The organism is Arthrobacter senegalensis (assembly GCF_059091765.1).
Window position 1 is genome coordinate 42,673 of the sequence record NZ_JBNHGZ010000006.1, and the last position, 20,213, is coordinate 62,885.

At 67.2% G+C, this 20,213-nt stretch carries 27 protein-coding genes and 1 riboswitch; of the genes, 15 read left to right on the forward strand and 12 right to left on the reverse strand.

Annotated features, from left to right (window positions below):
* Window positions 1-276: 276 nt before the first annotated feature.
* The 3 genes from AC5RVG_RS15935 (at window position 277) to AC5RVG_RS15945 (ending at window position 2,435) form a co-directional block, all read left to right on the forward strand.
* The gene (locus AC5RVG_RS15935) at window positions 277-747 is read left to right on the forward strand and encodes a ferritin family protein (RefSeq protein WP_494014618.1); all 471 of its coding nucleotides are present in this window, start codon (window positions 277-279) and stop codon (window positions 745-747) included.
* Entirely contained in the window at window positions 744-1,565 is an 822-nt protein-coding gene (locus AC5RVG_RS15940; RefSeq protein WP_494014619.1) for a family 1 encapsulin nanocompartment shell protein, read from the forward strand. The genes AC5RVG_RS15935 and AC5RVG_RS15940 overlap by 4 nt, the downstream gene beginning before the upstream one ends.
* 219 nt (window positions 1,566-1,784) lie before the next feature.
* On the forward strand, window positions 1,785-2,435 hold the full coding sequence (locus AC5RVG_RS15945; RefSeq protein ID WP_494014620.1) for an SDR family oxidoreductase: 651 nt from the start codon (window positions 1,785-1,787) through the stop codon (window positions 2,433-2,435).
* A gap of 54 nt (window positions 2,436-2,489) precedes the next feature.
* On the opposite strand, the gene AC5RVG_RS15950 is transcribed toward AC5RVG_RS15945, so the two are convergent.
* Window positions 2,490-2,792, reverse strand: coding sequence for a DUF4193 domain-containing protein (locus AC5RVG_RS15950; RefSeq protein ID WP_493979582.1), 303 nt, complete (start codon window positions 2,790-2,792; stop codon window positions 2,490-2,492).
* 208 nt (window positions 2,793-3,000) lie between these two features.
* The gene (locus AC5RVG_RS15955) at window positions 3,001-3,750 is read right to left on the reverse strand and encodes a M50 family metallopeptidase (protein ID WP_494014621.1); all 750 of its coding nucleotides are present in this window, start codon (window positions 3,748-3,750) and stop codon (window positions 3,001-3,003) included.
* Between the two features lie 72 nt (window positions 3,751-3,822).
* Here AC5RVG_RS15955 and AC5RVG_RS15960 point away from each other — a divergent pair, with 72 nt between their 5' ends.
* Window positions 3,823-4,437 (forward strand): GyrI-like domain-containing protein, encoded by a 615-nt coding sequence (locus AC5RVG_RS15960; RefSeq protein ID WP_494014622.1) that lies wholly within the window; start codon window positions 3,823-3,825, stop codon window positions 4,435-4,437.
* A gap of 255 nt (window positions 4,438-4,692) precedes the next feature.
* Window positions 4,693-5,121 carry a DoxX family protein gene (locus AC5RVG_RS15965; RefSeq protein ID WP_494014623.1) on the forward strand — a complete coding sequence of 143 codons (429 nt, stop codon included), beginning with the start codon at window positions 4,693-4,695 and terminating at the stop codon, window positions 5,119-5,121.
* A 365-nt stretch (window positions 5,122-5,486) separates the two neighbouring features.
* Here the strand turns inward: AC5RVG_RS15965 and AC5RVG_RS15970 are convergent, their stop codons facing one another.
* The gene (locus tag AC5RVG_RS15970) at window positions 5,487-5,969 is read right to left on the reverse strand and encodes a helix-turn-helix domain-containing protein (RefSeq protein ID WP_494014624.1); all 483 of its coding nucleotides are present in this window, start codon (window positions 5,967-5,969) and stop codon (window positions 5,487-5,489) included.
* 214 nt (window positions 5,970-6,183) lie between these two features.
* Between AC5RVG_RS15970 and AC5RVG_RS15975 the strand changes: the two genes are divergently transcribed.
* Window positions 6,184-6,603, forward strand: a complete 420-nt coding sequence (locus tag AC5RVG_RS15975; RefSeq protein WP_494014625.1) for a MarR family winged helix-turn-helix transcriptional regulator — start codon at window positions 6,184-6,186, stop codon at window positions 6,601-6,603.
* A 30-nt stretch (window positions 6,604-6,633) separates the two neighbouring features.
* Here the strand turns inward: AC5RVG_RS15975 and AC5RVG_RS15980 are convergent, their stop codons facing one another.
* Window positions 6,634-7,110, reverse strand: coding sequence for an acyl-CoA thioesterase (locus AC5RVG_RS15980; protein ID WP_494014626.1), 477 nt, complete (start codon window positions 7,108-7,110; stop codon window positions 6,634-6,636).
* Between the two features lie 152 nt (window positions 7,111-7,262).
* Here AC5RVG_RS15980 and AC5RVG_RS15985 point away from each other — a divergent pair, with 152 nt between their 5' ends.
* The 3 genes from AC5RVG_RS15985 to AC5RVG_RS15995 are packed head-to-tail and all read left to right on the forward strand — an operon-like array spanning window position 7,263 to window position 8,341.
* Entirely contained in the window at window positions 7,263-7,538 is a 276-nt protein-coding gene (locus AC5RVG_RS15985) for a hypothetical protein (RefSeq protein WP_494014627.1), read from the forward strand.
* Window positions 7,539-7,598: 60 nt separating this feature from the next.
* On the forward strand, window positions 7,599-7,997 hold the full coding sequence (locus tag AC5RVG_RS15990) for a YidH family protein (RefSeq protein WP_494001704.1): 399 nt from the start codon (window positions 7,599-7,601) through the stop codon (window positions 7,995-7,997).
* Window positions 7,997-8,341, forward strand: coding sequence for a DUF202 domain-containing protein (locus AC5RVG_RS15995; RefSeq protein WP_494014628.1), 345 nt, complete (start codon window positions 7,997-7,999; stop codon window positions 8,339-8,341). The genes AC5RVG_RS15990 and AC5RVG_RS15995 overlap by 1 nt, the downstream gene beginning before the upstream one ends.
* 108 nt (window positions 8,342-8,449) lie before the next feature.
* Here the strand turns inward: AC5RVG_RS15995 and AC5RVG_RS16000 are convergent, their stop codons facing one another.
* On the reverse strand, window positions 8,450-8,857 hold the full coding sequence (locus tag AC5RVG_RS16000; RefSeq protein WP_494014629.1) for a YchJ family protein: 408 nt from the start codon (window positions 8,855-8,857) through the stop codon (window positions 8,450-8,452).
* A gap of 2 nt (window positions 8,858-8,859) precedes the next feature.
* Entirely contained in the window at window positions 8,860-9,609 is a 750-nt protein-coding gene (locus AC5RVG_RS16005; RefSeq protein WP_494014630.1) for a TetR family transcriptional regulator, read from the reverse strand.
* Window positions 9,610-9,611: 2 nt separating this feature from the next.
* Here AC5RVG_RS16005 and AC5RVG_RS16010 point away from each other — a divergent pair, with 2 nt between their 5' ends.
* The gene (locus tag AC5RVG_RS16010) at window positions 9,612-10,109 is read left to right on the forward strand and encodes a CarD family transcriptional regulator (RefSeq protein WP_494014631.1); all 498 of its coding nucleotides are present in this window, start codon (window positions 9,612-9,614) and stop codon (window positions 10,107-10,109) included.
* Between the two features lie 147 nt (window positions 10,110-10,256).
* Here AC5RVG_RS16010 and AC5RVG_RS16015 read toward each other — a convergent pair whose 3' ends face one another.
* On the reverse strand, window positions 10,257-11,315 hold the full coding sequence (locus AC5RVG_RS16015) for an App1 family protein phosphatidate phosphatase (RefSeq protein WP_494014632.1): 1,059 nt from the start codon (window positions 11,313-11,315) through the stop codon (window positions 10,257-10,259).
* Window positions 11,316-11,485: 170 nt separating this feature from the next.
* On the opposite strand from AC5RVG_RS16015, the gene AC5RVG_RS16020 reads away from it, so the two are divergent.
* From AC5RVG_RS16020 to AC5RVG_RS16030, 3 genes are all read left to right on the forward strand, one after another.
* The gene (locus AC5RVG_RS16020) at window positions 11,486-11,881 is read left to right on the forward strand and encodes an SRPBCC family protein (protein WP_494001710.1); all 396 of its coding nucleotides are present in this window, start codon (window positions 11,486-11,488) and stop codon (window positions 11,879-11,881) included.
* Between the two features lie 260 nt (window positions 11,882-12,141).
* Entirely contained in the window at window positions 12,142-12,546 is a 405-nt protein-coding gene (locus AC5RVG_RS16025) for a DUF4383 domain-containing protein (protein ID WP_494001711.1), read from the forward strand.
* 99 nt (window positions 12,547-12,645) lie between these two features.
* Window positions 12,646-13,971, forward strand: a complete 1,326-nt coding sequence (locus tag AC5RVG_RS16030; protein ID WP_494014633.1) for a hypothetical protein — start codon at window positions 12,646-12,648, stop codon at window positions 13,969-13,971.
* 203 nt (window positions 13,972-14,174) lie between these two features.
* Here AC5RVG_RS16030 and AC5RVG_RS16035 read toward each other — a convergent pair whose 3' ends face one another.
* Both AC5RVG_RS16035 and AC5RVG_RS16040 read right to left on the reverse strand, forming a co-directional pair.
* Window positions 14,175-14,891 carry an NADPH-dependent FMN reductase gene (locus AC5RVG_RS16035; protein WP_494014634.1) on the reverse strand — a complete coding sequence of 239 codons (717 nt, stop codon included), beginning with the start codon at window positions 14,889-14,891 and terminating at the stop codon, window positions 14,175-14,177.
* A 300-nt stretch (window positions 14,892-15,191) separates the two neighbouring features.
* A complete protein-coding gene (locus AC5RVG_RS16040; protein WP_494014635.1) occupies window positions 15,192-15,701 on the reverse strand; it encodes an Lrp/AsnC family transcriptional regulator in 510 nt (169 codons plus the stop codon).
* Between the two features lie 132 nt (window positions 15,702-15,833).
* On the opposite strand from AC5RVG_RS16040, the gene AC5RVG_RS16045 reads away from it, so the two are divergent.
* Window positions 15,834-17,081, forward strand: coding sequence for an NAD(P)/FAD-dependent oxidoreductase (locus AC5RVG_RS16045; RefSeq protein ID WP_494001715.1), 1,248 nt, complete (start codon window positions 15,834-15,836; stop codon window positions 17,079-17,081).
* Window positions 17,082-17,181: 100 nt separating this feature from the next.
* Complete coding sequence (locus AC5RVG_RS16050) at window positions 17,182-17,394, forward strand: FitA-like ribbon-helix-helix domain-containing protein (protein WP_494014636.1); 213 nt, start codon at window positions 17,182-17,184, stop codon at window positions 17,392-17,394.
* Between the two features lie 192 nt (window positions 17,395-17,586).
* Here AC5RVG_RS16050 and AC5RVG_RS16055 read toward each other — a convergent pair whose 3' ends face one another.
* The 3 genes from AC5RVG_RS16055 to AC5RVG_RS16065 form a co-directional block, all read right to left on the reverse strand.
* Window positions 17,587-18,897 carry an Nramp family divalent metal transporter gene (locus AC5RVG_RS16055; RefSeq protein WP_494001717.1) on the reverse strand — a complete coding sequence of 437 codons (1,311 nt, stop codon included), beginning with the start codon at window positions 18,895-18,897 and terminating at the stop codon, window positions 17,587-17,589.
* 329 nt (window positions 18,898-19,226) lie between these two features.
* Window positions 19,227-19,754: a PIN domain-containing protein gene (locus tag AC5RVG_RS16060; RefSeq protein WP_494014637.1), complete on the reverse strand. Its 528-nt coding sequence runs from the start codon at window positions 19,752-19,754 to the stop codon at window positions 19,227-19,229.
* On the reverse strand, window positions 19,751-19,900 hold the full coding sequence (locus tag AC5RVG_RS16065) for a hypothetical protein (protein WP_494001719.1): 150 nt from the start codon (window positions 19,898-19,900) through the stop codon (window positions 19,751-19,753). Before AC5RVG_RS16065 ends, AC5RVG_RS16060 begins: the two co-directional genes overlap by 4 nt.
* 29 nt (window positions 19,901-19,929) lie before the next feature.
* Window positions 19,930-20,051, reverse strand: a riboswitch (SAM riboswitch).
* Between the last annotated feature and the right edge of the window lie 162 nt (window positions 20,052-20,213).

The window sequence follows — 20,213 nt, forward strand, 5'->3', positions numbered from 1 at the left end:
GTTCTTCATGGATTCTTCCGGTGGGTACTGCGTAGGGCCTAGCGCGGATTTCACCGGCAGAAGCCCTACGCGATGGGGCAATCCCAGCGCCCGGAAGATGGCCGATCCGGGCCGGCCAGAAATAGACAAGAACGCAGCAGTTCGGCCGATCTATGGCTACGCCTGGCGGTCATACGGTAGCCAGGCCGCACTCCCGGGCCTTCCGCCCGTCAAAGGTAGTCAGCCGGCGGGGCCGTGGCTACGCTGGCAGAGAGGCAACCTCACGGAGGAATCCAGATGGGCTTTGACCAGTACCACGAACCCGCCGCAGAGCTCTCCGCCGAGACGCGGACCTTTGCGCGTATGTGCGCCAACCTGACAGAGGAGGCCGAGGCCATCGGCTGGTACGCACAACGGATGTCGCTGGAGAAGGACCCGGAATCGGTCGCCATCATGGAGGATTCCCTGGCGGAGGAGTTCAAGCACTTCAGCATGGACCTGGAGTTTCTCCTGCGCAGGAAACCGAAATGGCGCCAGATCGCCCGGGGCACCCTCTTTCAGGACGGCGACATTGTGGCCAACGGCGGGGCGGCCGAGGCAGCAACGGCTGCCGGCACGGCTGCGGGCACCGACGAAACTGCAGTCCCTGCACCCGGGCCGGTGGGCCGCTCTCCGTCGGGTGCGGCACGTCGTACGGACCCTCGCCGGTGGCGAGCCGGTTCTGATTCGTCCCTGGGAATCGGCAGCCTCAAGGAGGACTTCTCATGACCATGGATCACCTGCTGCGCGAGCACGCCCCCATCTCCGACGGTGGTTGGGCGCTGCTGGACCGGGAGGCCAGGGAGCGGCTCACCGTTGCGCTCGGGGCCCGCAAAATGGTGGATTTCGCTGGTCCATTCGGCTGGGAGTATTCGGCGACAAACCTTGGCCGCACCGAAAGCATCACGGGTCCGGCCCTGGCCGACGGCGTGGCGACGCGGCGGCGCGGGGTGCTGCCCCTGGTGGAGATGCGCGCACCGTTCAAGGTTTCCCGGCTGGAACTGCTTGACCATGACCGGGGTGCGGCCGATGTGGACCTCACGGACCTGGCCGAGGCAGCAATGCAGATTGCGATTGCGGAGAACGCGGCCGTATTCCATGGCTGGCGCCAGGTCGGCATTGAGGGGGTCACGAGCGCGACCCCGCATTCGCCGGTGCCCCGCGTGACTGACTTCAATGACTACCCCAAGCGTGTTGCCAAGGCCGTCTCGGCGCTGCTCCAGGCCGGCATTGGAGGTCCGTTCGGCCTGGCCCTCGGCCCCGGACACTACACCGCCGTGGTGGAGGCGACCGAGCGGGGCGGGTATCTGCTGTCCGAGCACCTGCGCAAGTTGCTGGGCGGTCCGATTGTCTGGGCGCCGGGAGTCCGCGGGGCCATCGTGATGAGCCTGCGCGGCGGCGATTTCCTGTTCGAATCGGGCCAGGACCTCTCGGTGGGCTACGACCGGCATGATGAAAAGTTCGTCTACCTGTACATCGAGCAGTCCTTCAGTTTCCGGGTGGCCACGCCGGAAGCCGGTATCCATCTCACCGGCAGCGACGGCTAAGACGGCGGAATCGGAGGGCCGGGCTCGCGGCGGCCTAACCAGCGGACCAACCCGCCGAACGGACGTCAACGGGGAGCCAGCGCGGCGACGAGCAGCCACCGAATCAGGCACAGGTGGGGCCGGGCGACGGCCGGGCGCCGTCACCGTCAAGGACGCCGGCCATTGGCCGCCACCTGACTCCGTGCCTAGATTGGGATGGACGACACCGAAAGGAACCTTATGTCACGCATTGCCATTTTCGGGGGCCACGGGAAGGTCGCGCTGCACCTGTCCCGCATCCTCACCGCGCAGGGCCATGAAGTCAGCTCCATCATCCGCAATCCGGACCACGTCGCCGATGTCCGGGAAACGGGTGCGGTGCCGGTGATCGCCGACGTCGAGAAGACAACCACCGACGACCTGACAGACCGACTGCGCGGCCACGACGCCGTCGTCTGGTCGGCCGGCGCTGGCGGAGGCAATCCAGCCCGGACCTATGCAGTCGACCGGGACGCGGCCATCCGGTCGATGGACGCAGCCGTGGCGGCCGGGGTGCAGCGCTACATCATGGTGTCTTATCTGGGCGCCGGCAAGAACCACGGCGTGCCGGAGGACAACGCGTTCTTCCCCTACGCCGATGCCAAGGCCGCCGCGGACGACTACTTGAAGTCCACATCACTGGACTGGACGATTCTGGGGCCGAGCTCGTTGACGTTGCAGCCCGCGACCGGGAAGATCCAAGCCGGACCGGGCACTCCCGGCGGTGAAGTGAGCCGCGAAGACGTTGCCATGGTGGCGGCCGAAGTGCTGGCCGTTCCTGCCACGGCGGGCAAGGTGATCGAGTTCATCAACGGCGGCACGCCGATCGGCGAGGCCGTCCGAAGCGTGTGACTTAACCACAGAACCCCGCGCTGGTCTCAGCGCGGGGTTCGGAAGATTGAGGTTTTAGCCTTCGCAGTCGCGGCAGTACTTCTCGCCGTTCTTTTCGCGGGCTACTTGGCTGCGGTGACGAACGAGGAAGCAGGAGCCACAGGTGAATTCGTCCTCACGGGGAGGAACAACCTGGACCACCAGTTCTTCACCGGAGAGGTCGGCACCGGGCAGATCGATGCCCTCGGCGGTGTCCGAGTCTTCCACGTCGATCAGCGCGGTCTTCGCACCACCGGAGCGCTGAGCCTGAAGGGCTTCGAGCGACTCATTATTGTTGTCGTCGTCCTTGTTGCGCGGTGCGTCGTAATCGGTTGCCATGCGGGTTTAAAACTCCTGAAGCTCTCGTTGTTTTGACCTATCTGCGAGCGCCCATCATAGCTGCTCTTCCACAGATTTCAACATCGGTCAACAACGTCTCACACACGGCGATAATTCCCGTGGATCAGCGCGCTGTCCGCGGGCCCCACGGCGAATGACACAGTTGTGAGCAGGGCCACTCCAGAAGGCCGAGGGGACCGGGAATCCGTTACAGAATCGCCAGCGGGACGACAGCGGCCGCGGTCGCCACGGCAGCCGCCCAGCAAAGCAGGATGACCACCGCGAACCCGGCCAGCCAGAGCGCGGCCGGGACCCCGGTCCTGCGCGCCATGATGAAGGCGTCGGAATTGGCCAGCTGGTGCCGGCGCCGGGTGTGCACGCTCAGCAGATTCAGCCAGTCCCGCACGGCCCCCACCAGGAGCCCGACGCCGATGGCGAGCGTCAGGTGCCCGAGCCACTCCACCGGCGCGAACCACACCAGCAGCTGAGCACCTACCGCCAACCCCACGGCGATGACGACGCCCTCGAGGTTCCGGATGAACAGCAGCGTGGCCAGCAGCAGCAGCGCGCTGACGGACAGGGCGGCACCGGACCAACCGCTGAAGGCGGCCCACACCAGCGCTGCCCCGACCAGCGCGGGCACTGGGTAGCCCCAGAAACCGGTCCAGGCCGCTGATGCCCGGCCCGCCCCGCGGCTGATCATGGCGCCGGACTGGTCGAACCGCAAGTGGATTCCGCGCACCAGCCGTCCCGTGGCCAGCGCCGCGAACGCGTGGCCAAGTTCATGGACCGCCGTGACGAACAACCCGAAGTACCGCCAGCTTGCTCGGGGCACCGACAACAGCAGCGCCGCGGCCAGGATGACCGCCAGCTCCAGCACTCCGGCTTGGAGCGGTTCACCGCGCACGAAGCCGGCCGTGATCCTGGTCCACCATTCGGCGGCGATTTGCTGCAGCATGTTCCTCGTTTCATCCGTGGCTACGCGATATAACTAGACCACACAGCCCGCTGCCCACCACCGGAAAGCCCCATGAACAAGCTGGATTTCAAGAAGGACCAGAAGGAGCTGTACGCCCCGGGCAAGGATTTCCAGCTGGTTACCGTGCCGCCCATGCAGTTCCTGCAGGCGGACGGCCACGGCGATCCGAACACGGCGGACGGGTACCTGCGGGCGGTCGAGGCCCTATACGCAGTGTCCTACACGCTGAAGTTCACCAGCAAGAAGCAACTAGGGCGCGACTATGTCGTCGGTCCGCTGGAAGGCCTCTGGTGGGCGGAGGACATGACCGCCTTCACCCGGCGGGCCAAGGACGAGTGGTCGTGGACGATGATGATCCGCCAGCCTGACTGGCTGGAGCCCGAACACATCGAAGACGCGATGCGGCAGGCGGCAACCACGAAGGGTCTTCCCGCGGTGGGATCGCTCCGGCACGGATGGCTGGACGAGGGGCTAAGCGTCCAGGTCATGCACGTGGGTGCGTACGACGACGAAGGACCGGCCCTGGCCCGCCTGAAGGATGAATTCCTACCGGCCAACGAGTTGAAACCGAACGGGCACCACCACGAGATCTATCTCGGCGACCCGCGCAAGACCGAACCGGCCAAGCTCAGGACAATCCTGCGCCAACCGGTCCGCCGCGCCTGACCGTTCGGCAGCGGCGGCATGCTCTAGGGGCTCGGGACGGCCAGCCCGTGCGGTCCGGCCAGCTGGGGCTCGGGACGGCCAGCCCGTGCGGTCCGGCCAGCTGTGGCTGCTGCCCGCCTCGCACCGTCAGACACGGCCCGAAAGTTGACACTTCAACATTATTGCTGTCACTATTTGATTGAAGCGTCAAGTTATTGATGCTTATCGCTCGTTCCAGACGGCCGATCCTCTGACCATTGAAACGGTGAAAACATCATGACTAACTCCGCTTTGACCACCACTGCACGCACAGTTCTTCGCGTTGTCCTGGGCTTCCTCTTCGTCGCCCACGGCTGGCAGAAGTTTAACGAATGGACCATCGCCGGCACCCAGGCCGCCTTCGGCCAGATGGGCGTCCCGGCCGCCGATATCGCCGCACCGATCGTGGCCGGCCTGGAGCTCGCCGGCGGCATCGCCCTGATCCTCGGCCTGCTGACGCGGCTCGTGGCGGCCCTGTTGACGCTGGACATGCTCGGCGCCCTGGTGCTCGTCCACGCTCCCGCCGGCGTCTTCGTGGACGGCGGCGGCTACGAACTGGTGCTGCTGCTCGGCGCCGCAGCGCTGGCGCTGGCACTGGTTGGCCCCGGCCGGATCTCGGTGGACCGCGCCGTCTTCGGCAAGACCAAGCTGGCCCCCCTGGCTTAAGTCTCAGGCGGCCCGGCCGAACCTCGCCGGGTAACCCCCGGCACGGGCGGACACCCCAGCGGGCAACCGCCGGAACAGGCGGAAACCGCAACGGGCAAGCCCGGATCAAGTGGACGTCCGAACTAAAACGGGCAGGCGCAGCCGAAAGGCTGCACCTGCCCGTTTTTCCTGTCTCCGGCCGCAGCCGTTGGCGGCGCAGAACCTGCGCAACCCGTGGCGCAGAACCGATGCAACCGGTGGCGCAATTCCGCCGCAGACGCTGGCGCAGTGTACGGCGGCGAGCGGTGGAGGGGTTCGTTGCCGGAACACGTCCCGCGTTGCCCTGTGCACGGCGACCCGCGCCGGGCATGCAGCGGCGTATAACGTCAGGCGGCCATTAGAAGCGGCGGCGGCCCGCCTTGAGCGCCCGTACCCAGTTGGCGGCCCGCGTCCGCCATGTCCTGCGGCGTCAGGTCCCGGTCGGCCAAGCCCACAGAAAGCAGGTCAGCAGCATCTGCACATTCCTGCCGCGCGCGGCCAACGCGCCGGGAGGCCGATGGCATGGACTGAAGATGCAGCACAGCCCTTCCTTCGACCGCCGCCATTTCACGGTGAACTGCTGCCAGGAAGGCGGCCAGCCCCGACCCCAGCGACGCACAGACTGCCGCGAGGATCTCCGAGGAGGCCTCCTTACGGCCGCGTTCGATCTCCGAGAGGTACTGGAGTGACACGCCGGCCCGGCTGGCGACGTCGTCGAGGGTGCGCCGCTGGCGACGACGCTCCCTGCGCAGCACCGCCCCATAGACGTCGCGGAGCAAAGGCGGAGGCGCTGAACTTGGCCCGCGATGAAGCTTCTGAAGTTCGAGCACGGCGGAACTCCCTTCTGGCTGCTTCCATCGTAGGAAGCGGCGCCGTCGGCGTCAGCAGGGTCTGCTCAGGGCAGAAAGCGTCCCCGTCTGCGCCGGGTCCAACCGCGCGCCCGTCAGGAACCGGCCACGCAGGCCCCGGGGTGCCTTTGCCAACTAAGCGGCGCGTCCGGCAATTTCAGTCGATCAGCCGCTCGGACCCTTGTAGGGTGGCGGCATGGCACCTCTACGACCTATCGGTTATTGGCTGAAGCTCGTTGACCGGCTGCTCGACGAGCAGTTCATCGAGACCATGGAGGAACACGGCATCACCCGCCGGCAGTGGCAGATGATGAACCTGCTCGCGGACAAGCCATCCACCGCCGGCGAGCTCGCGGAAGCCCTAGGGCCTTTCATTCCGGAGGAAGAGGGCGAAGGGCCCCAGGAACCGGTCGAAGAACTTGTGGAAAGCGGCTGGGTCAGCGCCGAGAACGGCCACTATGCGCTGACCGACACCGGGCGGGCCAGCCTGGCCTCCCTCGGTGAGGTGATCGACCGCACGCGCGCCCGCATGGCGGACGGTATCAGCGAGGAAGAGTACACGGCCACCCTCGACGTGCTGGAGCGGATTGCCCGCAATCTGGGCTGGGAGGGCTAGGCACGACGGCGGCCGATCGCCGTCGTCGTCTCAGCGGAAGTTGGACTCTCCCAGGTAGGGTTCCAGGATCGATCGCTGGCGCTCATTCAGGCGCAGCAGCCGCCCGGTATCCGTGTGGAAGAACGCGAGCGTGGTTTCGGCCAGCACGCACTGCTCGGCGGTTACCGGGTCCATGATCCGGTAGGCGATGGTCAGGCTGGCGCCCTTGATCGCACTGATCCAGACCTCCACGTGTGCCGGGATGTTGCGGTAACTGAGCGGCCGGACGTACTTCACCCGGTGCTCCGCCACCAAAGCCTGGGTGGATTCGGGCAGGTCGGAGAAGACCGGCAAATCCACCTCGAGCCCGGGACCGCCGGTGCCGGCCGGAGGCCCGAACGCGTGGATGCGTGCCTCCTCCAAAATGCGCAGGATTTCCACGTTGTTGATGTGCCCGTAGGCATCCATGTCTCCCCAACGCATCGGCACGTTGCAGGTGAGGCGCTGGGCGGAAGGTGTCTGAGTCATCGCCCGATTCACTTTACCGGCCGTTCACGCTGGGGAAACCGTTTGGCATTCCGCATGGTGAACCCTATAGTGGGAGGGCGCCACAGGGTGTGACGCGCAACACAGGTCTCGTGATGAACACATACAAAACAGAAGATACAGCCAGCAGCACTGTGCTATTCGACGTTTGGGTGGACGTCGAACTGCATGTAGATACCGAGTTGGGACTCATCCAGTTCTGCCTCGAGGGGGAACGCGTTCTGGGGTGGTCCGACGATATTGACGCCATCGCTGCGGCTGCCGCGGATTCCGGCGGCGCCGCCCAGTGGTGCGAAAAATACTCCAAACTCCTGGTGCCGAGTTCACACAAGGGGGCGGGCAACCGCTTCTTCACCGTGGCCCGCATGGACCAGGACAACGACGACGACCGGGACCGGCCGGCGGCCTGACGTCTGGCATGTGACGTAAGCCGTCGCCGCGCCACCCGCGGACTTGGTTACCATGAAGCCGTGCCTACTTCTTCGCCCTCGCCCAGCCCGGAACGCGGCAAACTCGCCGACAAACTGCTCCGCGGCGGCACCGAGCCCGACCCGCGGTTCACGCTGGCCAACGAGCGTACCTTCCTGGCGTGGATCCGCACCTCGCTGGCACTCCTGGCCGGCGGCATCGCGGTGGAGGTCTTCACCGGCGGCGTCTTCGTCCCGGAAATCCGCAAGACCATCGCCATCATCCTCCTGGTCCTGGCCATGGCGATCGGCGGCGGCTCGTTCTTCCGCTGGCTCAACGTCGAGCGGGCCATGCGCCACAAGACTCCCCTGCCGCTGCCGCTGATAGCCCCGATCCTGGCGGTAGGCGGCGGTGTGGTGGCGGCCTTGCTGGTGGTCTTCGTCGTCCTGCGGCCGTCCTGATGCGACGCGCCCGCGCCGTGCCGGAGCCGGAACACCACGACGCCGGCCTGCAGCCCGAACGCACGTCCCTGGCCTGGAGCCGGACCACTCTGGCCATGATCGTGGCGACAGCCATGTTCCTGCGCTGGATGCCGGAATACGGCTGGTTCACCGGGACGCTGGTCGCCGTGGCGCTGTGCACGGCGTTCGGCATCTACATCACGCAGAAACTCCGGTACCGCCGGGCGGTCTCCGGCGTGGCCGACGAGAGGATCCACGCCGACGCCGCCGCTGCCGCCTGGGTTGCCGGCAGCGTGGTGGTGCTCGGCGCGCTCGGGATCTACGCCGTCCTGGCCCTGGACTGAACAACGACGACGGCGCCCCCGTGCTCGCGCGGCGTGATGCCGGGCGCGCGGGCGACTGACGGAAGCCCGGGGTGGTGCACCGCCGCCGCCCATCTCGGCCGGGTGCGCTCAGGCTATGGCGTCGCGGTAGACCCAGCGGCCGTCCTCGCGCACAAAGGTGCTCTTCTCCTGCTGCGTGCGGTCCCGGCCGCCCTCGCGGTAGCCGGCGCGGAACTCCACGGTGCCCACGCGGTCGGTTACGCCGCCGCGGACGGTCTTGAGGATTTCCAGCCCGGTCCAGTGCAGCGCGGGGTCCAGTTCGAGCCGCGCGGGCCGCGTTTCGGAATGCCACGTGCGCAGCAGATAGGCGGCATCCCCGACGACGAACGCCGTGTAGCGCGACCGCATCAGCGCTTCCGCCGTTGGCGCCTCGGCCTCGCCGCGGTGGAACGGCCCACAGCACTCGCCGTAGGCCCGGCCGCTCGGGCACGGACACGGCGTCGTCGTCGTAAGGGCCGGGGTTCTTGTGTTTCCCATGGTCAGTGGGACAACTGCAGGGCAGCCGCGTAAATGTCCGGCAGGTTGTCATTCCGGCCGGCCTCGCGCCGGGCCACCCACACCTCGAACGCGACCCGGACCACTGCCGCACAGGTCTCGAACGCCAGCCTGATCTGCAGGTCGCTCACCCCGTCGCGGCCGAACCGGTCCATCAGGGCCTCCACCAGCCCGGTTGTCCGGGTGGCATTGTGCTTGAGCATGGCCGCCTTAAGCAGGGGCTCCTTGCGGATGAGCTGGTTGACGAGCAACATGCGGCGGGCTGCCGGGGCGTCGTTGTCCGCGTACCCCTGCATGACCTCTTGGTAGACGCGCTCAAGCTCTTCGCGCGGGTTGCCGGCCGGATCGATGGTGAGCAGCCCGGCCTCGAGCGCGGCGTCGAAATCCTGGTGTGCCGGCAGCGCGGCTTCTTCCTTGCTGGTGAAGTACCGGAAGAACGTGCGCTGGGAAATCCCGGCGGCGTGGGCAATGCCGTCCACGGTGGTGGCATCCACGCCGTGTTCCTGAAACAGATGCAGCGCGGCCTCGCTGATTTCCGTCCGGGTCTGGCGCCGCCGTCGCTCCCTTAATCCGGGTGCAGCGACAGGGAGCTCAGCCGTGGTCGGGCCGGGCACATCGGTTCTGGAAGCGCCGCTGGTCGGCGTTTTCTGTGGCATAGCAGCTTCCAAGATACCCCATATTTGAGTATTCGCTGCCAATGTGGCAGTATCTGCCATAATGGCATGAAAGGGCATCAATGAACATTAAAGTTGGCGACACCCTCGTCTATCCCCCGCACGGCGCTGTCACCGTGACCGATCTCCGGACCCGGCCGTTCAAGGACTGCCAGACCAAGTTCGTTCAGTTCCGCGCGCATCACGACGGCCTGCTGATCGAACTGCCGCTGGGCAACGCGGAAACGGTCGGCGTACGCAAGGCCATCAGCAAAAAAGGCGTCAAGGAAGTCTTTGCGATCCTGAAGGCGAAGGTGCCGGAGGATCAGGAAAACTGGTCGCGCCGGTTCAAGGCCAACCAGGAAAAGATTAACAGCGGTGACATCTACCGGGTCAGCGAAGTGGTCCGCGACCTCTCGCTGCGGGCCATCGAACGCGGCTCCTCGGCCGGTGAAAAGCACCAGCTCGAACAGGCCATGCGGATCCTGTCCTCGGAGCTTGCGCTGGCCGAAAAGACTGACAACGAAACGGCACGGGCCATGATCGAAGCCGTTTTCGGCCCGCTGGAGGCCACCGTTTAACAGGCCGCGCCGCAGGAATGACGTCCGGGCGCTGCCGCTTGACGGCGCCCCGCTCCACCACGAGCGGGGCGCCGTCGTCGTTAGAGGATTCCCAGCGGTGGCCGCCGTCGGCGTTAAGAGGTTCCCAGCCGTGGGCCGCCGCCGTCGTTAGAGGATTCCCAGCTGCTGAAGCTGGTTCGCCAGGCCTTTCCCGTCGGAGGCGTAGATCCACGGGATGCTGCGCGCGGGTCCGACCGGGCCGTCCTGGGAACGGCCGCCGGCCAGCACCGCTTCGCTGACCGACAGCTGGCGGATGGCGATGGCCGCCACGTGGTCGGGATAACGCAGCGCAAAGCCGGCGTAAATGGCTTCGTCGTGCTGGCCGTCGTCGCCGATCAGCAGCCACTTGATCTGCGGGAATTCTTCGGCCAGCCGCCGCAGCTGATCCACCTTGTGCATCTGACCGCTGCGGAACCAGCGGTCCTTCGTCGGCCCCCAGTCCGTGAGCAGCAGCGCACCGTCCGGATACATGTTCCGGGACAGGAACCGCGTCAACGTCTGCGCAACGTTCCAGGCACCGGTGGATAGATACAACACCGGGCTGCCCGGATGCTCGCGCGTGACCCGCTCCAGCATCACGGCCATGCCCGGCGTCGCGTTGCGCGCATGTTCATCCAACACGAATGTGTTCCAGGCCGCGAGCATCGGGCGGGGCAGCGCCGTGACCATGACCGTGTCATCGACGTCGGACACCACCCCGAACCGGGTGTCCGGCGGCACCACGTAGACCGCGGCTTCCACCGGTTCCGAGTCCTCGCAGCGCAGCGTGACGGTGTGCCAGCCCGGAGCCAGGCTCACCGAAACCTTGGCGTCCACCACTCCGCCGCGGTCGGCCACCACTTGGTGCTCGATGCCGTCGGCGTGGATCGTCACCCGGGCGTTGGCCACCGGCGGGCTGATGAAATTCCGCCAGCCGCGGATGCCGTCGGCCACCAGCTTGGAGGGCATGCGGCCGTTGTCGAAGGCCCCGGGCCGCGCCATCACCACCCGGGCCAGCACGCGGATCCAACCGTCGGTGCCGTAGCCGGTAAACGGCATGACGGTGGCCACGTCGCCGCGCTGCCGTGCCCGCCGTTCCCGGACCGCCTGCCAGCGGTCTTCAAGGCGCATGCCGATTTGGGCTGCCTTTTCATGGAGATCGTCGCCGTTGCCGGTAAGGGATGCCATGGTCCAAGTCTGTCATGCACACGCTAACCGGCTCGAACCTGCGGCAGCGCGCCCCGCCGCGCGCCAACCACGGGTCCTCCCGACGGCATCGCCAGCCCGCCGATCCTCCCGGCGGTGCCGGGCGCTCCGCGGGTCTTGCCCGCGTCGGAGCGAACCTGAAGACTGGCCACATGACGTTTGCATCGCGGCACATCAGCATCGCCATCAACCGACCCGTTGGAGAGGTCTACGAGTTCGCCGCCAAACCCGAGAACATGCCGCAGTGGGCCGCCGGACTCAGCTCCTCCATCGGTGTGGTCGACGACGCCTGGGTCGCCGAGACCGACAGTGGACCGGTGCGGGTCACGTTTACCGAGCGCAATGACTTCGGCGTGCTGGACCACTACGTGACCTTGCCGTCGGGCGAAGCTGTCTACAACCCGCTGCGCGTGCTCGGCAACGGCGACGGGACAGAGGTGGTGTTCACCCTCTACCACCGTGACGGCATGGACGAGGCGGCGTTCGAAGCCGATGCCGCCGCCGTGGACCGGGACCTGCACACGCTCAAGAGGCTGCTCGAGGCCTAAACCGACCCCCGGTTCCGGACCACCCGGGCAGCCGCACCGACAGGACCGGCCGGCCCGCCGCCGTCGTCATTTTTCCGTGCCGCCGCGGCCAGGCGGACGTAAACTGAAAGCGCTGGTTCTGACGTCAGATGCGCCCCTACCAACAGCCGAGTTGTTACTCGACGAAGTTTCGAACTCATTGTCTGGGAGGAGAAATGACTACCGCATCACCGCATGCGCATCACGCACACGTCTCGCGCGGAAATGTGCGGAATGCCGCGATGACTTCGGGAATTGTTCTCTTGGTGATCGGTGTGCTGGGCTTCATCCCCGGCATCACCATGAAGTACGGAGAAATGGCTTTCGCCAGCGGCTCCGGCGCCATGCTGATCAACGCATTCCAAGTGTCCATGCTGCTCAACATCGTCTACCTGGTGGTAGGCGTGGTGGGCTACATCATGAGCCGCACCACCAGCGGTGCCCGGGACTTCCTCATGGGAGCGGGCATCCTGTACCTGGCGATGTGGCTGTACGGCCTGATCGTCGGCCCCGGCGAATCAGCGGCCAACTTCCTGTCCACCAATGCAGCCACCACCTGGCTCAACTTCGTCCTGGGCGCCGTGATGCTGGCCCTGGCCATCGCCTACATGGTGCGCCACCGGGACGAGGCGCGCGAAACACGCTAACCGAAGCCGTCCCGCCGGTTTCCGGCGGACGGTTTGCTGCGGACCCCAGTCGACATGACTGGGGTTCGCTGGCTTCCGGGGCCGTCGGATACTGGCTCCGTGACACTCATGATCCTGTGCGGCGTGCTGGTGGTCGCCGGGCTGGCCGCGGTGGCCTTTCGGGGCGGGGAGCGGTTCCAGCCTCCGCCGGGCCGTGACGAGGACCTGCGTCGGGACGACGGCACGCGCGTGTTCGACAGCGGCACCCACGGGAACGACGACGCGGCACTCGTCCTTGAGCGCGGCACCGACGGGAACGACGACGGGGCCCTCGTCCTCGAGCGCGGCACCTACGGGAACGATGAGGGAGCCCTCGTGCACTACGGCAGCACAGCCGTCGACGACGGTGTGCTCGTCCTGGACGGTGACACCCCCGGGAACGATGAGGGAGCCCTCGTGCACTACGGCACAGGCGTGGACGACGACGGTGTGCTCGTCCTGGACGGCGGCGCCCCCGGGAACGACGACGGGGGGCTCGTGCTCGCTGGCGACACCCCCGTGGATGACCACGCCCACGTGCCCGAGGGCGATATCCCCGGGAACGACGAAGGAGCGCTTCTGCGCCGCGGCCGCGCCCTGCCGAGCGGCGGCGGTGCACTCCTGGCGCACGTTGCGCGCAGGGTGCTGTGGTGGGCGACAGTGCTGCTGGTCGCAGGCGGGGTGGCGGGGCTGTGCATGGCGGGCGCCGGCGGCCGGTTGATCATGCGCCTGTTGGCGGTGACGTCGCCGGAAGACGACGGAAGGCTGACCGATAACAACCAGACCATCGGAGAGATCAGCCTGGAAGGGACCGGGAGCTTCGTCCTTTTCGGCGTGGCCATCGGCTGCGGGACGGCACTCCTCTACGGCTTGGTGCGGTGGTGGCTGCCGGCCGGCCGGGCCGGCGGAGCGGCCTTCGGGCTGTTGTTGTTATTAGTTCTCGGTACCGTGCTTGGGCCGCTGGAGCCGGACAGCCGGGACTTTGAGGTGGTGGGCCCGGGCTGGCTGTCGATCGCGGCCTTCTCCGCGCTCGCCATTGCCCACGGCATGCTCATCGCGGTGGCCACGGCCTGGCTGTCCCGTCGCGTCCCGCTGCTGCGGACGGCCAAGGACCTGCAGTGGTACCTTCCGCTGCTGCTCCTACTCGTCCCGCTGGGCGGCGCCAGCGTGGTGGTCGCGGCCTGGATCGTCGCCGCCGTCGCGGTGGGCTGGGCACTTGCCGCCCTCAGGGTGAAGCTCTTCGCAGACCCGTCCGGCGGGCGGCCTGCGGGCCCGGAGCGGCGGGAAGAACTGCTGCAGCGGAGGGTACTGCTGGGCGGACGCATCGCTTTGGTGGTGCTGGCTGCGGCCTGCACGCCCGGTTTCGTCATCTCCATGGCCACCATCCTTGCGGCCGAGCGCGGGTAGCCCACCTACTGCTGCGGCGGGGTTCAGCCGAAGGAACGGTGCCGCACCGATTTGCTTCGGCGGGTTCAGCCGACGGAACGCCCCAGAGAACAGCACCGCCCCCGCCTGATGGGGAAACGGCGGGGGCGGTGCTGGCCGGCCCGAAGGCCGGCGGCAGGACAGCCCGCCGAACGGAGGCCGGCGGGCGTGCCGGGCTTGGGGTTCTAAGCGGCGGCGTTCTGCGGAGTGCGGATGGTGGCGAAGCCTTGTGCCCACAGCACAAGCTGGTCGGCCATCGGGGCCAGCGTTCCGGCATTCTGTTCGGTCGGCTTGAACTCGGAGAAGTTCTCGAAGTCGGTGAACAGCGAGAACATCACCTGGTTGCGGACCACGGCCACCTGCAGCTCGGCCAGCATATTGCGCAGGTGTTCGGCAGCGCGGACGCCGCCCATCGAGCCGTAGGAAACGATGCCAGCAGCCTTGTTGTTGAACTCGACGTTCAGGTAGGACAACGCGTTGGCCAGGGCGGACGAGACCGTGTGGTTGTATTCGTTGGCCACGAAGATGTAGCCGTCAAACTCGCTGATCTTGGCCGACCAGGCCTTGGTGTGGTCGGCCTGGTAGTTCTGGTACGCGGCCGGGTAGGCCTCGTCCAGCAGCGGCAGGTTGAAGTCGGCGATGTCGACGACCTCAAAGGTGGCGTCCGTCCGAGCGGCCAGTTCGGCGGCGACCCAGTTGGCGACGGAGTCATTGACCCGGCCGGGGCGCGTGCTGCCGGTGATGATGGCGATCTTGGGGAGGCTGGCGGCGGCTTCGCTGCGAGCGGCCTCGGCCGGCTGGGCGACGGGTGCATCCGTGCGGGGCTCCGCAGCGGAGGCCGCAGGGTTGGCGGCAGACCGGCGGGCGCTGGACTTGCTGAAAAGATTCTTAAACCAGGACATTGCAGCCTTCGATAGATTGCTTGAGCTTTCAACTATCCTATCCGGCCAAAGAATGACATGTCAACAAAGGGCAAGGCTGCCCGCTCCGGGGCATGGGTGCGGCGACTGAAATCGCGCTGAATCCGGGACTGAATCCGGGCCGGCGCGGCGGAGAGGCGGGCTCTTCCGGGGTTCCGCAGCCAGGGTACGGGCGTGCCCATAGAAGCCGGCTCCCCTAATAGGGTGCCAGACACGCCTCCGGGCAACCCTCCCCTCGCCAACATGGCGAGACCGAACCCCACGAGGACACCCTCTCCCCCATCAGGGAGCGAGCGAACTGCCGGGCGGGCGGACGTGTTCGAAGATGACCGTGGTATTCGTGCCGGCAACCTCGGGGCGGACGCTGAGGTTGTTCGCGACCAGGTCGCGCAGCGCGTTGGAGTCCGCCACGGCTACATGGATCAGGAAGTCGCGGTCGCCGGTCACAAAGAAGATCCCCTCCACCGCGGGCAGGCCCGACAGGAAGTCCTTGAACTGGGTCAGGTTCGACCGCGCGTGCGCCTGCAAGCGGATGGAGATCAGCGCCTGCAGGCCGCGCCCCACGGCCGCAGGGTCCACGTCGGCATGGAAACCGCGGATCACGCCGCGTTCGCGCAGGGAGCGGATCCGGCTCAAGCACGTCGAGGGGGCGATGCCGGCGGCCGCCGCGATCGCGTTGTTAGGGGTTCGGGCGTCGGCTTGGAGCATCTCGACGATCAACCGGTCGATGCGGTCCAGCCCCGACCCCGCGGGAGCCCCGAACGGGCGTCGAAGATCATTCGATTCGACCATGTGATCACCACCACTTTCTGAACTTACTGCCTGCATGCCTCACTCTTACAGAATCTTCTCCTAACGGCTTGAGAAACGGGTAAACATTCTTCAGGATGGGTCCGAGAGAAGAGTCGACCCGAGGAGCACACGATGTACTCTCGCGCACACGCCCCGAGCACCGCCGTCGTCGTGGGTGCAGGCATGGTTGGCTTGGCCACCGCCTGGCATCTGCAGGAACGCGGCGTGGAAGTCACCGTTCTGGACCGATCCGGCGTCGCCGCCGGCGCCTCGTGGGGCAATGCCGGCTGGCTCACGCCCGGCATGGCCATGCCGTTGTCGGATCCGACCGTCTGGACCTACGGGCCCAAGGCGCTGGTTGACCCGACGGCGCCGCTGCACATTCCCGCCCGCCTGGACCCGCAGCTGTGGAAGTTCCTGGCTCGCTTCGCGCTGCACGGCACGCAGAAGGCCTGGGACCGGACCATGGCCGCGCTGACGCCGATCGACAAGATGGCGCTGGAGAGCTTCGATGAGCTGACCGATAACGGCGTCGAATCGTGGACGCGCAAGGGACCCTTCATCGTCGGTTTCGAGGCGGAGAAGGAAAGCCGCCACTTTGTCCACGAGCTGGCCAACGTGGAGAAGGCCGGCCAGTCCGTCCCGCTGAGCCGCCTGGACAACCCCCAGGTCAAGGTGCCGCAGCTGTCCGCCGGTGTCTCGACGGTGTTCGAACTGGAAGGCCAGCGGTTCCTTGAGCCCGGCCCGTTCGTCGAGGCCCTTGCCGCATCCGTGGTGGCACGCGGCGGGAAGATCATTTCCGGTGCCGAAGTGCGCTCCCTGCGCCACGGCCACACCGGGATTTCGGTGGAGACCTACGCGCATGAGCCGTTCCACGCCGACGTCGTGGTCCTGGCCACCGGCGCCTGGCTGCCCGATCTCGCCAAGCCGCTGGGTGTTCGCACCATGGTGCAGGCCGGGCGCGGATACTCGTTCAGCGTGGCCACCGACCAGCCGGCCGAGTTCCCCATCTACTTCCCGGCGCGCCGCGTGGCCTGCACCCCGTACGAGGGACGGCTGCGCATCGCCGGAACCATGGAGTTCCGCGGCCCGGACGAACCGCTGCAGACCGGCCGGATCGACGCGATCCTGGCCGCCGTGCGGCCGTTGTTCACCAACATGGACCTGGAGAACCTCGAGGATCTCTGGGTCGGCCCGCGCCCGGTCACGCCCGACGGGCTGCCGCTGATCGGCGCCACCCGCTCCCCCGGCGTGTACGTAGCCGGCGGGCACGGGATGTGGGGCATCGTGCTGGGCCCGGCGACCGGCAAGCTGCTGGCCGAACAGATTGTCACCGGCCGGGTGCCCGACGAGATCCGGCCGTTCGACCCGCTGCGCTGACCCCCGGCGACGGCCCGCCGACGGCCCGCTGACAGCTCGTCGGGGCGGGACTAATATGGGCGGCACGTGGAGCGCAATGCTCCACGGAAAGGTGACTGTCATGGAATCGCTCACGGTGCCCGGGCTGGACGCGCGGACCATGGAAGGACTCCGGATCCTGGCCGATACCCACCATCGCTCACCCGAAGCTGAGGCCCGGGCGATCCTGGTGCAGGCAGTACGCGGGCTGGGCGAGGCGGACGAACTCCTGGCTTCGATCATCGGCGACGACGATTCACGCCACGACGGCGAACGCCGGACCGGCCGGCAGTAGGCGGGCCCGTCGCCGCGCGGCGCCCGACCGCGCAGGCAGTCGACGCGCAGGCAGTCGACGCGCCGGCGCCGTCGAGCGCTCAAAACCGCGCCACCGCCGCCGAGCGTTCAAAACCGGGCGCCCGCCGTCGTCGTTGTTAAACAGGCGCTGCCCCGCACCGAAACGGTACGGGGCAGCGGAGCCTGCGGGAAATCAGCCGCCGAAGAGCGGCGAGACGGAGTTCCACAACTGGTAGACACCGAGGACCACGAACAGCAGGGCACAGATGCCCAGCGCGATGTTCGTGTGCAGGCGGTTGGCCCATTCCTTCGGGATCCGCTTGCCGTTGAGCAGGCCCAGCAGCGTCAGTGCCAGGAACGGCATGAACAACGACCCCAGGGCACCGTACAGCAGGATCAGCGCGATCGGCTTGCCCAGCATGAACAGCAACATGGGCGGGAACGTCAGCCAGAGGACGTAGAACTTGAAGTACTTGCCGCCCACGCGCGTGTCCGGGTGGCCGGACTCCTTCTTGCGCATGTTGCCCCAGAAGTCGGCGAACATCAGGGACACGCCGTTCCAGACGCCGATGATGGAGGAGAAGGAGGCGGCCCAGAAACCGACGAGGAAGCCGGTGCCGACCACGTCTCCATACTCATCCTTGAGTACCTCGTACAGGTCCAGCAGTCCTTCGTCGCCGGCGCTCAGTGAAACACCCGCGGTGCGGACCACTTCGGCGCCGACAATCAACATGGCGATGACGAAGATGCCGGTCATGACGTAGGCCACGGAGTTGTCGATGCGCATGACGCGCATCCACTTGGGTGTGTGCCAGCCCTTTTCGCGCAGCCAGTAGCCGTAGGCCGCCAGCGTGATGGTGCCGCCCACGCCGCCCGCGAGCGCCAGGGTGTAGAACACCGCGCCCTCTTCCTGCGGGATCATGGGCACCAGGCCGCCGATCATCTCCGGGATGTTGGGCACGGCGATGATGGCCAGCCCGACGACGGTGACGAACATCAGCCCGACGAAGAAGGCGGTGATCTTCTCGAAGGTGGCGTACTTGCCGAACCAGACCATGACAAATCCGGCCAGGCCCATCAGGATCGCCCAGGCCCACAGCGGCAGCACCGGGAACATCGCGGCCAGCGGCAGCGCTGCCGATGACATTGCCGTGGCACCGTAGACGAAGCCCCAGATCATGATGTACGGACCGAAGTACCAGGTGGTCCAGCGGCCCAGCGAGCGCCAGCCTTCGAAGATCGTCTTGCCCGTTGCAAGGGTAAAGCGTCCGGCACCTTCAACCAGGATGATCTTCAGGATGACGCCGACGATCACCGCCCAGAACAGCCCGTAGCCGTACCGGGAGCCCGCCACCAGCGTGGCCACCATGTCCGCGGCGCCGACGCCTGTGGCGGCGACAACGAGACCGGGACCGACGATCTTCCACTTGGCGGGAGCGCCGCCGTCGTTATCCACCCGTGCAGCGGCATCGAGCGTGCCCGGGGCATTGTTCTCAGTGGCCATGAGCCATGTATTCCTTACCGTGATGGAGCTTGTCCGCAGAAAGAGGGGGCAAGAGTGCCGCCCGTCACCGGACCCCGTCTAGTTTCTCACGCGTTCTGAACGCCCGGTCGGTAAATAGCCGAGGGGGCCACTCGCGGAACCGTTCGGCGCAACACAGGCACCCTTCGGCGGGAAAGTGGCGTGCGATTGTGGCCGTTCGCATAGGCGCTGCGGTTGATCACGGGGGTCGGTGGTGGCGTCGGACGGGGTCGGTCCTCGGGGTGCCGTGCTGGGGGTGCGGGCCGCGGGGTGCTCGAGGTGTGGTGCTCCCGCCCATGGCCGCTGCAGGCCTAACGCCGGGCCGGCGCCCAGGGGTCGCAGGCTTCGACCGCAAGCCGCCGATAGGCCTCGGCGTTGCCGGACACGACGGTCAGGCAGTGCCTGGAGGCGGTCGCGGCGATCAGCGACTCGACGGCCGGCAGGTCCTGAATGGCCAGCGGCGCCCAAGCCTCGGCCACCTGCTGGTCCACCGGCAGGATAAAGGCCGAGAACCGCGCGGTCAGCTCGACCAGCCACGCGTCGGCCTGCCCGGTCAGCGCGGCGTCTTGGGTACTCAGCGCGCGCAGCTCCCCCAGGGTCAGGGCGGAGATGTAGACCCGGGAGCGGCGGCGCCGCCGCAGGAAGTCGACGACGGCGGGGTCCGGACTTTCGCGCCTGAGCTCGACCACGACGTCGGTGTCCAGCAGCAGCCCGCGGGCCCGCCGCGGGTTGGAAGCTGCGGTCGGCGCCTGCGCGGCTGCGGGAGTCTGAGGCGTGGGCGCGGCCGTCGCCTGCGCGACCGCGGGGGCCTTCGCCGTCGGCACGGTCCGCGTGGTCATTGCGCCGCGGCGATGTCGCGCTGCTGGCCGCGGGGCTGCCGGGCGGCATCCAGCAGGAAGTCTACGAAGGCCTCGCGCGCTGCGGAAACCTGTTCATAGTCGGCCAGGCTCAAGACCTGCAGTTGCGGGGAGTGAGGGATGTCCATGGCAGCCGGCGCCGGGCGCCGCGTCCTTTCGCGTGCTCTTGCCCGCATCGGTAGCCGAGGCTGATGCGGGCCGCTTCGTCATCCGAACCACCCAACGAGCGTGGGGTTGGTATGTGGCCAAGTCGGAGCTTGGCGGCCACAGTTCTTGAAGCTGTTGGCAGTATAGCCAGAGCGGCCGCCTGACCGCCGGAGACCGCGGTCACATCGCGTAACAGGAATCCAGGGGCGGCACCCATGCCCCATTCGCGAAAATGTCGGTGCCGGACGGTAGACCTATAACTGCCGGCAGGCACCAGCTGGCGGCGGGATATCG